The organism is Mesorhizobium sp. M0062 (genome assembly GCF_040323125.1).
GTDB lineage: Bacteria > Pseudomonadota > Alphaproteobacteria > Rhizobiales > Rhizobiaceae > Mesorhizobium.
In genome coordinates this window covers 197,543-211,529 of sequence record NZ_JAMYUO010000003.1, presented here as the reverse complement: position 1 = coordinate 211,529, position 13,987 = coordinate 197,543, and the positions used below count along the sequence as shown (strand labels likewise).

The following is a 13,987-nucleotide window of genomic DNA, read 5'->3' as shown; positions in this document are numbered from 1 at the left end:
CGCCGGCGTCAATGGGTTGCAAATGGACCGGGGTTGCAAATGGACCAGGGTTGCAAATGGACCAGCCAAGCCCGAAATGTCGAACAGAGACAGATCCGGAAACGGCATGCACCCACGATTGCTCAAGACCTTCCTCGCCGTGGCGCGGCACCGTAATATCACCCGCGCAGCGCGGGAGGTTCATCTGGCGCAGTCGAGCGTCAGCGACCAGATCCAGTCGCTGGAAAGCGAACTTGGCGTCGTCCTCTTCATCCGCTCGCGCCACGGCCTCGACCTGACGACGGCCGGCGACGCGCTGAAACCCTATGCGGAAGAGATTCTGCAGCTGGCGGAGGAGGCGCGTATTGCCGTCGAGGCAACGACGGGAATGACCGCCGGAACGGTTACGGTCGGCGCGCTGGAGACGATTGCCACTGTCAAACTTCCGCAATGGCTGGCGGCCTTTCGAGGCGACCACCCGGAGATCGGTCTGCGGCTCAAAATCGCCGGCAGCGATGCCCTGCTGCGGCAGCTCGAAGAAGGCGAGATCGACGTCGCCTTCTGTTTCGACAAGGGCGGTCTGGACGAACGTCTGGCCCGGCGCACGATATCGGCCGAGCCGCTGGTCCTTGTCGCCTCACCCGAACATGCGCCCGCATCGGGGCAGAGCGACCTGGCCGCGCTCGCCGCGATGCGTTTCGTGGTGACGGAAACCGGATGCGTCTACCGGCATCTGTTCGACACTGCCTTTGCCGAGATGGCAGCGCCAGAACTTGCCGCCGAAGTCGGCAGCATCGGCGCCATTGCGGGCCTGGTGGCGACTGGTGTCGGCATGGGCCTGGTGCCGCGGCTGGCCGTTGCCGACGCGCTCGATCGCGGCGAGATCGTCGAATTGCCGTGGCCGGGGTCGGCTCGCACGGCGTCGCTGGTCCTGATCTGGCGCCGCCGGCGGGTTCAGCCGCCGGCGCTGAAACTGCTGCTGGCGGCCGCGGCCAGGAATTTCGCTGCGCTCAGATCAGCCGGTGACCGCCCTCGACATGCAGAACCGTCCCTGTCGTAAAACCATTGCCCATCAGAAAGGCGATGGCATCGGCGATGTCGTCCGGTTGCCCGACGCGGCCGACCGGCAGGCGCCTGGCCATTGCATCGAGCGTCTCGTCCTTCTTGTCGCCGGCCACAAAACTCCAGATCGGCGTGTCGACCCAGCCCGGCGAGACGGCGTTGACACGGACCGGCGCCAGCTCGACTGCCAGCGCCCGCACCAACCCTTCCAGCGCAGCGTTGACAGCGGCAACGACCGAGCCGCGCGCCGCCGGCCGGTAGGCGGCAATGCCTGAGGTGAAGGTGATGGAGCCGTTGGCCGAAAGCTGCGGCGCGCCATGCTTGGCGAGCAGCAGCGGCCCGTAGAATTTGCTTTCGACGACTCTCTGCGCCGCCTGCAGGTCGATCGCAGGCAATAACTCATAGGCGCCTTCGATATCGGCGGCGGTGCTGACGATATGGTCGAGCCGGCCAATCCGCCTGAACAGGTCAGCGACCTGATCCTCCCTTGCAATATCGGCCGCGATGGCGCTCAGACCGGCATGGTTCCGCAGCGCCTCGCCGGCACGCTTGAGCCTGGCTTCACTGCGGCCGACGATGATGACTTCGGCGCCTGAGTCCAGGCACCGCCTTGCCAACGCGAGCCCCATTCCGGAGCTGCCGCCAATGATAGCGATTTTCGATTTTGCGATGTCTGCCATGTTTCCGTTCCTGTCCTGAACCGCTCCGGCGAGAGTCGCAGACCGGCGGCAGGAGTGGAAACGGAAGAAAGCGATAGTGCCATCGGAGGCTCCGATGGCACTATCGTCGATAGCAACGGACGCGGGCCGCTCCGTCGAGTGCCCGCCTGTCAATGAAGTGCGCTCAGTAGCCGACCGTGAAGCGCTGCTTGATATGCGCCGGCTTTTCGATCTCGTCGGCCATGACGATGGCGTAGTCCTCGAAGGAAATGCTGCTGCCCTTGTCGGACGTCAGCAGCGTGTCCTTGCCGATGCGGTATTTGCCGGTCCGCTCGCCGGCGACGAACAGCGCCGAAGGCGACAGCAAGGTCCAGTCGAGATCGTCGACCGTCCGCAGCGTGTCGAGGAAGTCGGCGCCCTTCTGCGCCTCGGCCTTGTAGATATCAGGGAAGGTCGGCGTGTCGACCAGGCGCTTGCCGGGCGCAACCTCAAGGCTGCCGGCGCCGCCGACGACGAGGTAGCGTTTGACGCCGGAAGCACGCACGGCTGCGATGAGCGTATCGGGATCGCTGTCGAGGAAATGAACCGAGGAGATCACCGCGTCATGACCCTTGATCAGGGCGGCAAGTCCATCCTTGTCGAAGACGTCGCCCTTCTTGGCAGTCACGCCCGGAAGTGCCGCGATCTTGTCTGGATGCCGGGCAATGGCGGTGACGCTGTGACCGCGATCGGAGAGTTCCTTAAGCAGGCGCGAGCCGACCTGGCCGGACGCGCCGATAAGTGCGATTTTCATGGGGATTTTCCTTTCGTCTGGGGAGAATTTCGTCTGGGGAGAATTTCTGGGACTACGCCGCCTCGATGTGAGCGACGAGATTGTCGTAGCTGCCGAACAGCGCGTTGGCGCCGATCAGGCGCGGCGCCGTTTGGCCGATCACCGCGAGCGCGGGAACGCCATTGACATGCAGCCGCTGGAACAATGTCCGCCCGCGGCTGACCAGGTCGTCATGCTTCGCCAGAAACGCCTGCGTCGGCGCTTTCAAAAGCTTTGCCGCGTCGCTCATGCCGGCGTCGGCCAGTACCGCGGCGACGCCGTCAACCGTCACAATATCGCGGCCGTCGACATAGCGGGCATGCTGGATCGCCTTCAGTGCCGCAAGTCGCTGGCGCCAGTCGTCCAGTCCGGCGGCGTTGATGCCCATGGTGGCAGCGGAAGAATCGAGCAAGGTGCCGCTGACATTGAGCACATTGTCGAGATAGGCCTGGCTGAAGCGCTGTCCGCTCAGCCGCGCGATGCGCTGGTCATTGTCCCAGGCATGGGCGGCGAAGCCTGCATCCAACGGCCGCGCGCCGGCACCGGAGAAAAGCCCCACCGGCAGCAGTTCGAGCGCGGTCCCGGCGGCCAGTCGATCCAGCATCGGCGTGGCGCCATAGCACCAACCGCAGAGCGGGTCGAAAAGATAGGTTAGGGTTGCATTGGTCATGGCGGCCTCATTCTGTTGCCCGATACATGACAGCTGGACCGCTTGCGAAAAATAGCGATCAATCATACAAACTGTCTGATAAAATCAGACAATGGGCGGCCTATGACCGAACTCCTCAATCTCAATCGGCTCGTCTACTTCGCCACCGTGGTGGAGACCGGCTCGTTCACGGCCGCTGCCGACCGTCTCGGTGTTGCCAAGGCTGTGGTCAGCCATCAGGTCGGCAAGCTCGAAGAAGAGCTTGGCGCTACGCTGTTGCGGCGCACGACCCGGCGCGTGACGGCGACCGAAGAGGGTCGTCTGTTCTATGACCGGACCGCGATCATCCTGCGCGAGGCGGAGGCAGCCTATGGCGACATTTCGCAGCGAGCGGCGCAGCCGACGGGGACGCTGCGGCTGACGGCGCCGCTCGATTATGGCGAGAAGGTCGTGGCGCCGACCATCGCCGCCTACATCAGAAAATACCCGAAAATGCGGGTCGAGACGATCTTCGACGATGCGGTCAGCAACCTGGTCGACGAGCAGATCGATCTTGGCATCCGCGTCGGCTGGCTTGCCGGTTCCAGCAATCTGGCGCGGCGGCTGGGCAGCCTGCAGCAATTCGTCGTCGCCAGCCCGGAACTGGCCGCCAGGCTGCCTGGGGAAGCCAGCCCCAGGCAGGCGAAGTCGCTGCCCTGGGTCGGCAACGCCCAGTTGCGCGGGGTCGGCCAATGGCTGTTCTCGAGGGGCACGGAAACGGTGCTGGCCGAACTCAACCCCGTCGTCAGCTGCGACAAGACACCAGGCGTGCTGTCCTGCGTGCTGGCCGGCATCGGCCTCGGCATATTTCCGGATTACAGTGTCGCCGACGACATTGCGCGCGGCCGGCTGGTGCGGGTGTTCGCGGATTGGACCTTGCCGTCCGGGGGCATCCACGCCGTCTTCCCGCCGGCGCGCTTCAGGCCGGCCAAGGTGCGCGCCTTCGTCGACTTGCTGGTTGCGGAGGAAAGGCGGCGGGCGCGCAGTGCCGTTACAGGCTGATTTCGGCGCTGGCTATGGTAATCAGGGAACCTTTGTTCAGCCCACGCTTTTGGATATGCTGCGATTCCGAACCGTCAGAAGGGTATTGCCGATGACCATCAAGATCCTCGCGACCTCCGCCCTTGTTCTCGCGCTTGGCTGCAGCCTGTCTACCGCAGCGCTCGCCAAGGAGAAGAAGCACCGCCATCGCCAGCCGGAACCGGAGCAACGCTACGTTCCCGCCCATCGCGACCTCTTCTATGCCCTGTTCGGCGGCCCGCGCTACTATGATAAGAGGCTGGTCACCACGGCTGCCGGCCCCTGCTCCTACGACAGGGTCGGGCCGGACGCGAATGCGCTGAACAAGGTCAACGATCACCATTGCGGGAAGTAGAACGGCCCCAAAGGCGGGGCTGTCCTGCGCCTGTCGCGGGTTCTACCGGATGCCGGCCACCGCGAACTCGATAGAGATAGCCGATGACCGTCGAAAAATGGTCTCCGTCCGAAAAGAAAGTCGCCCGCACTGCCTATGACGCAGCGCTGAAGGTGGCGCTCGACAAGACGTTGGCTGAACTCAAGAGCAGGGCCCACGTTGCGGCAACGCCTTCCGAAATATGGGATGTCGAAGACTTTCTGCGGCAGCAGCGACGGAAGATCGACCAGATGTTCGACTATCGCTATTCACAGCTAATACAGGTCTTCGCCAATCTCATCCGGCAAGGCTATCTCGAGGAGAATCTCCTTGTTGGCTTGTCGGAAGACAAGCGGCAAACGATCCGAAAATACGCCAGCTGGAATCGCGAAGGGTAGGGGTCCTCTTCGGGGACCTTGGCGCTGCATTCAAACTGGACCATTCACCATCTTCGCGCGCGCCGCGCAGCTCGAGTTCAGCCATGGCGTGCCTCCGTGGCATCGGCTGTCGCGCCTCTGTCCTTGTCGTCCTGCGCCATCGCCAGCGGCGCACCCGGTTCGCCTTCCCACAGGATCAGGCTGGCGGCGCCGATCAGCCCGGCCCGGTCGCCGAGTTCAGCCTGCACGATCGGCACGTCGCGATAGGCCGGCATCGCCCGCTGCTGGATGACCGCTCTGATTGACGGTGCCAGAAGGTCGAACCCGTTGGAAAGGCCGCCTCCCATGACAATCAGATCGGGCGAATAGAGATGAAGCAGGTTGGTGAAGCCGATGCCCAGCCATTGTGCTTCCGCCTCGATCAGGTCGAGAGCGTTGGCGTCGCCGGCCTTGGCAGCCTCTACGACATGCCTGGCCGAGACGTCGCCGTCATTTGACAGCCGTCGTAAGAGCGAGCCGTCGCCCGGCGCGGTCAGTCGCGTGGCGCGGCGGCCGAGCGCGGTTCCGGAGGCAACGGCCTCGAAGCAGCCGATGGCGCCGCAAAAGCAGCGGTCGCCTTCACCGGTGATGGTCATGTGGCCGATCTCGGCCGCCAGTCCGCGCCTGCCGTGATAGATGTGGCCATCGGCGACGACGCCGCCGCCAATGCCGGTGGACACAGTCACGAACACCAGCGATCCGCTGCCACGTCCGGCGCCAAAACGCCATTCGCCGAGCGCCGCCGCATTGGCGTCGTTTTCCAGCCGCACCGGCAGCCCGAAATGCCGCCCCAGAATGTCGATCAGCGGCACGTCGTGCCAGCCGGCCAGCGTTGGCGGCGCAATGACGATCCCCGCCTTGGGGTCGAGTGGCCCCGGCGCACCGACGCCGATGCCGGCGACGTTTGCCTGCGGGTGTTCCCTAAGCAGCGTGCCTGCCAGAGCGACGATCTGGCCGATCACCGCCTCCGATCCCGCACCGGCAAGCGTCGGCGCCGAAGCATGAGCGACGATACGGCCATCGCTCTCGACCAGCGCACCGCGCAGCGCCGTGCCACCGAGATCGAAGGCGAGCGCAAGCTTGGTCATCAGGCGGCGACCTCCAGCCCGTGCAGCCAGGCCATGCGCCGGGCAAGGTCGGGATCGCCGAAGGCCAGCGAGCCCAGCACCACGGTCTCCGCACCTGCGGCGCGCAGCAGCGGCACGGTCTCGTGGCGGATGCCGCCATCGGCGGCAAGCACGATGTCGGCCTCGCGGCCGGCTTTGCGCATCAGCGCGCGCGCCTCGATCAGGCGCGGACACGCCTGCTCCGACAGGCTCTGGCCCTTGACGCCGATGGAGGTGCCGAGCAGCGTCACGAACGCCACTTCCGCCAGGAAGGGCGTGACGGCCGCGACCGGTGTTTCCAGCCGCAGTACCACGCCGGCCTCGGCCCCGAGTTCATGCGCCAGTTTCACGGCGCGCAGGCCGGTCTCGCCGTTTTCGGCGTGCACGCTGATCAGGTCGGCGCCGGCCTCGATGAACTGGCGCGTCTGTTCTTCGACGATCTCGGCTTCGACCATCAAATGGACATGGATCGGCTTCGCGGTGAGCTTGGCGATGCGCGCCACCAGGTCCGGGAAGAACAGGAAGCCAGGGGTGAAGCGGGCGTCGGCGACGTCGATATGATGGACATCGGCATGGGTCTCGATGCGCTTCAAATCGTGCTCCATATTGGCGAGGTCGGCCGACCACAGCGAGAACTCGCCGATCAGCCGGTTGCGCGGCAGGGCAGCGATCGCGGCGGGGCCGGACAGGGGCTTGTTCGTCGTCATCGTCTTAGGCTCCGTAGCCGCGCATTGTCTGGCGGTTGGTTTTGACGGCGCCGGCAGGGTCGGCGGCGGCCGTTTCGGACTCTTCCTCCAGCACCAGCCAGCCGTTGAAATTGGGTGCAGCACCAGCGATCTCGATCACCTTCGCCGTGTCACAGACGCCCTTGCCGAGCATCGCCCAGGTTCCATTCGCGTCGACATCCTTCAGATGCACATAGCGGATGCGGTCGCGATAAGTGGTGAGCGTATCCGCCATGTCCTGGCCACCGCGCAAGATGTGGCCGGTGTCGGGCACCCAGCCCACCAGCGAGGCGTCGAGCAGCCCGAAGATGCGGTCGTAGTTGGCGCGGTCGAACAGCAGTGTGTTGTGATGCGAGCTTGGATGCACCGCGACCTGGACGCCGGCCTCGCGCCCGAGCTCGCCGGCTTTGTTGTAGACCTCGGCGGCGATGGCAAACTTGTCGTCGCGCGGCCCGTCGGAAACGATCGTGGCCGAGCCCATCGACACCAGCGCGCCGGGAAAGGCGGCGGCGAAGTCGATCCAGCGTTTGGCGGTCTCCAGGTCGGCGCCGATCTCATCCCTGAGCGTGAAACCGCTCTTGGAGCCGAAGGCGAAGGAGACGAGCGTCAGCCCGGATGACTTCAGCGCGGCGGCGAACTCCGCTGGCTTGGCGGCATAGCGGCCGATCATCGTGTCGGTGATCTCGATGCCGGCATAGCCGCCATCGGCGATCGCCTTGAGCAGATCGTCCGGGCCGCCGGCAAAACGGTCGCCGAGCATTTCCCAGGTAAAGGTCTGGCAGCCGACTTTCAGGTCTTTCACGGTCATCCTTTCATTCCTTGATCCACCTCCGTTGGAGGGACATCCTACTTGACCGACCCTGCGGTCATGCCGGCGAGGAAGAACCTCTGGGCAACCAGGTAGATGACCAGGAGCGGCAGCGAGCCGAGCACGCTCATCGCCATCATCTGGTTCCATTCGAAGGCGTGTTGCCCCATCAACAACTGGATGCCGATCGGGACGGTGCGCATGGACGTCGACTTCGTCAGTGTCAGCGCAAAGAGAAATTCGTTCCAGCACAACAGGAAGGTGTAGACCGACGTCGCCACGATACCAGGCAGTGAAATCGGGACGATCACCCGCCACAGTGCGGTCCAACTGGTGCCGCCGTCGACAGCCACCGCTTCATCGAGGTCGCGGGGCAAGGTGTTCAGATATCCCGTCATCAGCAGGATCGCATAGGGCAGCGTAAACACCAGATAGGTCAGGATCAGCGCGACATAGGTGTCGAAGATGCCATACGAGACGACAAGCCCGAAGAAGGGGATCAAAAGCGTGATCGGCGGGATCGTCTGCGTGCTGATGATGAGAGTGTTGAGGCTGCCCTTGCCGCGGAAATTGAAACGGCTGAACCCATAGGCCGCCAGCAAGGCGGTCAGCACCGTCAGCACGGTCACTGCTCCGGCGACGAAGTAGCTGTTGAAGAAGAAGCGCAGCTTTACCGGGTCGCCCAGGATGGCCGCATACGCTTCCAGAGTGAAGGCCTTCGGCAGAACGGTTGGCGGCAGGGCAAAGATTTCGGTGTTCGACTTGAACGAGCTGCTCAGCATCCAGTAGATCGGGAAGGCCGCGAAAAAGAGCCCTGCGGCAAGCGCGACATGGAGCGCTGCGGTGATCAGCCTGTCTTTCGGCGTGTGCATTTTCCTCATGTGACTACCGAGCCTTCTGATAGCGGATGTAGAACAGCGTCAGGCCGAGAGAGATCAGCAGGATGACCACGGCGCTCGCCGAGGCCTGCGACAGGTTGTAGCTCGAAAACGCCAGCTTGTATGTGTAGGTGCTGAGGACCTCGGTCGAGTAGATCGGACCGCCACCCGTCGTTATCCAGATCAATGGAAAGACTTGCATGGTCCAGATGAAGTCGAGCAGCGAGATGCTGATGATGATCGGCATCAGCTGCGGAATGGTGATGAAGATCAACTTCTGGTAGGCCTTCGCGCCGTCGATATCGGCGGCCTCGTAGAAATCCTCGGGAATGCCCTGCAAGCCTGCGAGCAGGCTGACCATGAAAAGCGGGTAGCCCGCCCAGATATTGGCGAAGGTGACGGCGTGCAGCGCGGTCGCGGGCGAGGAAAACCACTCGACCTTGGAACCGATGATGCCCATCTGCATGAGAACACTGTTCACGACACCATTCGGCTCAAGCAGAAGGCGCCAGATCACCGCGATAATTACCGCGGTGAACAGCCAGGGCAGTATGTACAGCACGCGCAGAATGTTGCGCAGCGTCGGATTGATGCGGTCGCTGTTCAGCATGAGTGCGAAGAGCATGCCGATGGTCATATGGAAGACGACACTCATGCAGGTGAAGTAGAGCGTGTGCCACAGCGAGGCCCAGAACACCGGATCGGCAAAGATCGCCTGGTAGTGTTTCAGTCCGGCAAAGGACGGGTCGCGACGCAGCACCGCGCTGTTCTGGAACGAATAGCCAATCACCGTCACCATCGGCAGCAGCATCAGAAGGCCGATTATGAGGAGCGATGGTGACAGATAGAGATAGGGTGCGACCGCTCGTTTCAGTCGATGGTGGGAGCGCTTCTGCCCGGTCATGTGCGACCCCTGGGATGTGCCTTCAGGAGGAAGGTGCGCTTCAAAAACAGGTCCATCTCAAATTGCGATCCGTTGTTGACGGGTGGCCTGGCCGAGGCCGGGCCACCCGGTGGAAGATAGCAAACGGGCAATGGGCCGCTCAGAATTTCGCCATCCAGCCCTTTTGAGCGTTGGTTGCGGCTTGTTCCGGAGACTGCTCGCCGGCAAGCATCTTCTGAGCCTCCACGTCGAACTGGGTCATCAGGTCTTCAGCCACCGGCAGGCCCGTGAACTCGTTGGCGAGATAGCCGGTCTTGAAGATTTCGAAAGCCTTGGCGAAAGCCTTGTCCGAGGTCACGAAATCGGGCTTGGCGTTGACGTTGCCCGGGAAGGCATTTGCAAGCGACACGAGCTTGGCATTCACCTTCTCGCTCATCAGATATTGGACGAGCTTCCAGGCTTCATCCTGATGTTTCGAGGCGGCGGAGATGCCGATGCCCCAGGAGGCGTAGGGAAGGCCGCGCTTGCCGCTGTAGTCCGCCACGACCGGGACCGGGATCAGGTCGAAGTTCAGCTTGGGATTGCGTTTGCGGATGAGGTTCACATGCGCAAGCGAGTCGATCATCATTCCGACCCGATCGTTGACGAATTCCTCGACCTTCTCCTGCTCGGTCTTGGTGGCAATGCCGGGCGAGATGACGCCGGCGTCGTTCAGTGATTTGACGAAGGTGAGCATATCGACGACCGGCTTGCCCTCGAGAGCCGGCTTGCCTTCAACCATCATCGATTGGCCCGAGGCCCAGACCCACGACATCAGGTCGTTCTGGACACCGGACGGCGTTTGCAGCGACAAGGGCAGCACCCAGCCATACTGGTTCTTGTCGGCGTGGGTCATCTTCTTGGCGGCTTCGAGAAACTCCCCGCGGGTCGACGGCAGCTTGGTCACGCCTGCCTGGGCGGCGAGGTCCAGATTGACGAAGACCGGATAGACGAACGAAGCCACGGGAAACATCACCGCCTTGCCGTCCACCTTGATGATATCCGCGACCTGGGTCTTGTCGAACCCGCTCGCATCCATCATCGGGTTCATGTCGGCCAGCGCACCCTGCGCGTTCAGATTGTTCACCCAGGCGCCGTCGAGACCGACGACGTCGCTAAGCGTTCCGGTTGCGGCGCCGACCGAGATCTGGTCTCGCGTGGTCGCATAGGGACCGCTGACCAGCGTCACCTTGATGCCGGGGTTTGCAGCCTCGAAGTCGTTCATGATTGCCCTGAGCGATCCGGCCGGCAATTCGGGCTCCCACCATTGGGTGAATTCCAGCGTCGTGTCCGCCATGGCGCCGGTTGCACCAAGCAACCATGCGGCCGCGGCTATTTTCAGCATCGCGGGTCGTATCCGAAACATCATTTTCTCCTCCTTCTTCAAGATCGGCCGCACAATGCGGACGATCGTCTGTTCATTCAGAAGCCTTCTTGTATCTTCCGCAGGCACCTCGCTCCCGCCCGCGGTCTTCCGCAGATCTTCAGATCGCCAGATGCGTTTCGGGATCGAAGAAATGGAACTTGGCATCATCCACGGCCAACCGGATTTCCGAGCCGGAGCGGACGGCGCTGATCGGCTCGAACCTCGCAACCGCGTTCGACGCCAGGCCGAAATCGTCCACCGCATCCGGATCGCCGGAGTCCACCCGGACCGCGTCGATGTTCATGTGGACGATCTGTTCGGAGCCGAGTTCCTCGATCGAGGTCACCCTGGCCGGTATCGTCTGATACTTGCGACCGGATTCAAGGCTGCTGTCATAAAGATCCTCCGGTCTGATCCCGAACACGACCTTGCGCCCCGCATACGACCTCAAGGCCGGCCTGCGCACGAAGGCTGCATCCTGCAGCCGGACGGCGAAGTCGCGAAAAGCGAGCTCGCCGCCCTTCAGGGTCGCCTCGAAAAGGTTCATCGAAGGAGAGCCGATGAAGCCGGCAACGAAGGCGTTAACCGGCGATTCATAGAGCCTCTTGGGTGTGTCGACCTGCTGCAGCACACCGCCTTTCAACACCGCGACTCTGTCGCCCATCGTCATCGCTTCGATCTGATCGTGGGTCACGTAAATGGTCGTGACGCCGAGCTGCTTTTGCAGGCTGGTGATTTCGGCGCGCATTTGCACACGCAGTTTCGCATCCAGATTGGAAAGCGGCTCGTCCATGAGAAAGGCGGCCGGCTCGCGCACCATGGCGCGGCCCATGGCAACCCGTTGACGCTGCCCGCCTGACAGGTTCGCGGGTTTGCTGTCCAGCAAAGACGTCAGCTGAAGAGTTTTGGCGATCTCGTCCACGCGCTTCTTGCGCTCGGCCTTCGGCTTGCCTGCCAGCCGCATCGAAAAGGCGATGTTTTCGGATACCGTCATATGCGGGTAGAGCGCGTAGCTCTGGAACACCATCGCGATGTCGCGGTCCTTGGGCGGCATGTCGGCGACGTCGATCCCGCCGATCCGAAGGCTGCCGCTGGTGATGTCTTCCAACCCCGCGATCATTCGCAACGCCGTGGATTTGCCGCAGCCGGAAGGCCCGACGAGGATCAAGAACTCGCCGTCCTTGACCGACAGGTTCAACTGGTCGATTGCGCGAAAACTGTTCCCGTAGGTCTTGCAGATCTTCTCAAGAATGACTTCTGCCATATTCCTCCCTCCACAAGTATAAGCCCTGATTTTTTATGATTCTCCTGGGCTTGTGTTCGCCTGCGAAATGTTTCGTCGGATCGTTTCAGGTCATGCTCCAGCATCCACATGCGCATTTTTCAGGTCGACTGCTGACGGCGCGTTCGCCGATGCCAGGAGTTGCGTGACCTGGTCCTCGGTCGGAAGCGCCTCGCGCCCGCCACGCCCCGTTATCGAAACGGCCGCCGCCGCGGCCGCGAATGCCACCCGGCCCGCGGTGTCGGCTCCGCGCGTCAACGCATAGGCATAGGCGCCATGAAAGCAGTCACCCGCGCCTGTGGAGTCGACGACCGCAACCCGGTGCGGGGGCAGGTGCCAGAGACCTGTCTCTTCACGGCCGCGATAGTACACACCCCTGCCTCCATCGGTCAGAACCACGGCGGATCGCGATGGCAACCACAAGGCATCGAGCATCTCGGCAGGTGATCGGCGCCCCGTGGCAGTCCGTGCAAAGCTAAGTGGAACAATGAGATGGTCGCAGAGCGCGATCAGCCGCTCCGTGGCGGGGCCGCTGCTCCATTCGATATCGCCGAGGATCGCAAGGCCGAGATCGCGAGCCCGAGCCACGACATCCAGCGACCCGGTCGCATAGCTATCTACGATCAGGACGGTTGCGCGGCTGAGGATATCGTCCGGAAAGTCCGGAGCGGTGCCCAGCATCGCATCGTCGTCATACGCGATGAACCTTTCCCCGTCCGAGCCGACGGTGATCCGCGAGTGCACCGGGCGCGCGTCGGGATGGCGCGGCGCGAATGCGGTTTCAATACCGCTCGCCACGAGATCGAGCTGCACCGCGTCGTCCGCGGCACTGGCCAGCCATCCGACGAACCCGGCGGTTCCGCCGAGCCGCGCGACGGCGGCCAGCGCCGTCGCGACATTTCCCCCGAAGGCGCGGGTACTTTGCAGAACCTTACCCTTGCCCGCCGACAATGGCTGATCGACGTAGACTATGTCGTCGATCGCAATAGCGCCGAAGCCGAGGATCGAGGGGATGGTGGGCATCGTTCAGGCACCCGCCTTCGCCAGGGCGTCTTGCGCCGAAAGGCCGTCATGGATGACGCCGCGAAAGGCAAGCGCTGCCTTCTCCGGATCGCCGTGCCCCCAGAGATTGCGGCCGACCACGGCGCCGTGCGCGCCGGCACGGATGGCGTCCGCCGTCTGCTGAAGCGCGCCGAGCAGCGTATCGGTCTTTGGACCGCCCGCGATGACAACCGGCACCGGGCAGGTCCGGACGGTCTCCCGGAACGACTCGAAATCGCCGGTGTAGCCGATTTTGATCACGTCGACGCCGGACTCGTAACCGATGCGCGCCGCATAGGCGATCTCGTCGGGGGTGAAGACGATCTTTGCCCCGTCGGTGAAATCGCGAGGGTAGATATGCGCCACCACAGGCATGCCGTAGCGTGCTGCTGCATTCACCGAATCGGTCAGCCAGCGTATGTATTTGCCCTCCGTCGCGCCGCGCACCGGAATGGCCACGGCCAACGCATCGGCCCCCGCGCGCACCGCGTCCTCGGGCGTTGCGATCAACTCGCTGATACGATCGTCCGCAGTGAAGCAGCCCGCCTGAATCACCAGGGAAGCTTTGCCCGCATATTGCGGCCACAGATGGCGCGCGGTGCCAGGCTGGATGCTGACGTAGTCGGGTTTGCCCGCCATGACGCGTGCGAGCGCACCCGGCAGGTCGGCAAGGCCGCCTTTGCGCACGTCGCCATAGCCGACGAAGTGGTCGACCGCGCCGCCAAAAAGGTTCCCCGATGGATGCGAGAAGAGGCGCGCGAGGCGCACCTTGGTTCCTAGGCTCATGAGTCCAAAATTCCCTGATCGGTTGATTTAAAAATGCTCGATCCAGTGTTTCCGAAAGAAAAAGG

At 63.2% G+C, this 13,987-nt stretch carries 16 protein-coding genes; 4 read left to right on the top strand and 12 right to left on the bottom strand.

Translation table 11 applies throughout. The features are described 5' to 3' along the window. The first annotated feature begins 106 nt into the window (after nucleotides 1-106). On the top strand, nucleotides 107-1,039 hold the full coding sequence (locus tag NKJ64_RS05230; protein WP_023749749.1) for a LysR family transcriptional regulator: 933 nt from the start codon (nucleotides 107-109) through the stop codon (nucleotides 1,037-1,039). On the opposite strand, the gene NKJ64_RS05225 is transcribed toward NKJ64_RS05230, so the two are convergent. The 3 genes from NKJ64_RS05225 to NKJ64_RS05215 all read right to left on the bottom strand — a co-directional run bounded on the left by NKJ64_RS05225 (nucleotide 990) and on the right by NKJ64_RS05215 (nucleotide 3,181). Next, a complete protein-coding gene (locus NKJ64_RS05225; RefSeq protein WP_023735663.1) occupies nucleotides 990-1,721 on the bottom strand; it encodes an SDR family oxidoreductase in 732 nt (243 codons plus the stop codon). The genes NKJ64_RS05230 and NKJ64_RS05225 overlap by 50 nt on opposite strands. Before the next feature lie 163 nt (nucleotides 1,722-1,884). Further along, the gene (locus NKJ64_RS05220) at nucleotides 1,885-2,493 is read right to left on the bottom strand and encodes an NAD(P)-dependent oxidoreductase (RefSeq protein WP_023692222.1); all 609 of its coding nucleotides are present in this window, start codon (nucleotides 2,491-2,493) and stop codon (nucleotides 1,885-1,887) included. Nucleotides 2,494-2,545: 52 nt separating this feature from the next. After that, entirely contained in the window at nucleotides 2,546-3,181 is a 636-nt protein-coding gene (locus tag NKJ64_RS05215) for a DsbA family protein (protein WP_023729213.1), read from the bottom strand. 102 nt (nucleotides 3,182-3,283) lie between these two features. Between NKJ64_RS05215 and NKJ64_RS05210 the strand changes: the two genes are divergently transcribed. The 3 genes from NKJ64_RS05210 (at nucleotide 3,284) to frp (ending at nucleotide 4,990) form a co-directional block, all read left to right on the top strand. After that, on the top strand, nucleotides 3,284-4,201 hold the full coding sequence (locus tag NKJ64_RS05210; protein WP_023827986.1) for a LysR substrate-binding domain-containing protein: 918 nt from the start codon (nucleotides 3,284-3,286) through the stop codon (nucleotides 4,199-4,201). Between the two features lie 91 nt (nucleotides 4,202-4,292). Further along, entirely contained in the window at nucleotides 4,293-4,574 is a 282-nt protein-coding gene (locus NKJ64_RS05205; RefSeq protein WP_023827987.1) for a hypothetical protein, read from the top strand. An 83-nt stretch (nucleotides 4,575-4,657) separates the two neighbouring features. Further along, a complete protein-coding gene (gene frp / locus NKJ64_RS05200; protein WP_023699790.1) occupies nucleotides 4,658-4,990 on the top strand; it encodes a fluorescence recovery protein in 333 nt (110 codons plus the stop codon). Between the two features lie 77 nt (nucleotides 4,991-5,067). On the opposite strand, the gene NKJ64_RS05195 is transcribed toward frp, so the two are convergent. The 9 genes from NKJ64_RS05195 to NKJ64_RS05155 all read right to left on the bottom strand — a co-directional run bounded on the left by NKJ64_RS05195 (nucleotide 5,068) and on the right by NKJ64_RS05155 (nucleotide 13,922). Then, nucleotides 5,068-6,096 carry an ROK family protein gene (locus NKJ64_RS05195; protein WP_023735659.1) on the bottom strand — a complete coding sequence of 343 codons (1,029 nt, stop codon included), beginning with the start codon at nucleotides 6,094-6,096 and terminating at the stop codon, nucleotides 5,068-5,070. Further along, nucleotides 6,096-6,821, bottom strand: coding sequence for a ribulose-phosphate 3-epimerase (locus tag NKJ64_RS05190; RefSeq protein ID WP_031202456.1), 726 nt, complete (start codon nucleotides 6,819-6,821; stop codon nucleotides 6,096-6,098). Before NKJ64_RS05190 ends, NKJ64_RS05195 begins: the two co-directional genes overlap by 1 nt. A gap of 4 nt (nucleotides 6,822-6,825) precedes the next feature. Beyond that, complete coding sequence (locus NKJ64_RS05185) at nucleotides 6,826-7,647, bottom strand: sugar phosphate isomerase/epimerase family protein (RefSeq protein ID WP_352462094.1); 822 nt, start codon at nucleotides 7,645-7,647, stop codon at nucleotides 6,826-6,828. Nucleotides 7,648-7,685: 38 nt separating this feature from the next. Then, on the bottom strand, nucleotides 7,686-8,528 hold the full coding sequence (locus NKJ64_RS05180; protein WP_352462093.1) for a carbohydrate ABC transporter permease: 843 nt from the start codon (nucleotides 8,526-8,528) through the stop codon (nucleotides 7,686-7,688). A gap of 4 nt (nucleotides 8,529-8,532) precedes the next feature. Beyond that, nucleotides 8,533-9,429, bottom strand: coding sequence for a carbohydrate ABC transporter permease (locus NKJ64_RS05175; protein ID WP_023726309.1), 897 nt, complete (start codon nucleotides 9,427-9,429; stop codon nucleotides 8,533-8,535). Nucleotides 9,430-9,568: 139 nt separating this feature from the next. Next, the gene (locus tag NKJ64_RS05170; protein WP_352462091.1) at nucleotides 9,569-10,816 is read right to left on the bottom strand and encodes an ABC transporter substrate-binding protein; all 1,248 of its coding nucleotides are present in this window, start codon (nucleotides 10,814-10,816) and stop codon (nucleotides 9,569-9,571) included. A 115-nt stretch (nucleotides 10,817-10,931) separates the two neighbouring features. Continuing rightward, entirely contained in the window at nucleotides 10,932-12,077 is a 1,146-nt protein-coding gene (locus NKJ64_RS05165) for an ABC transporter ATP-binding protein (RefSeq protein ID WP_352462089.1), read from the bottom strand. 90 nt (nucleotides 12,078-12,167) lie between these two features. Further along, nucleotides 12,168-13,118 (bottom strand): PfkB family carbohydrate kinase, encoded by a 951-nt coding sequence (locus NKJ64_RS05160; protein ID WP_352462088.1) that lies wholly within the window; start codon nucleotides 13,116-13,118, stop codon nucleotides 12,168-12,170. Between the two features lie 3 nt (nucleotides 13,119-13,121). After that, nucleotides 13,122-13,922 carry a beta/alpha barrel domain-containing protein gene (locus NKJ64_RS05155; RefSeq protein ID WP_023682642.1) on the bottom strand — a complete coding sequence of 267 codons (801 nt, stop codon included), beginning with the start codon at nucleotides 13,920-13,922 and terminating at the stop codon, nucleotides 13,122-13,124. Between the last annotated feature and the right edge of the window lie 65 nt (nucleotides 13,923-13,987).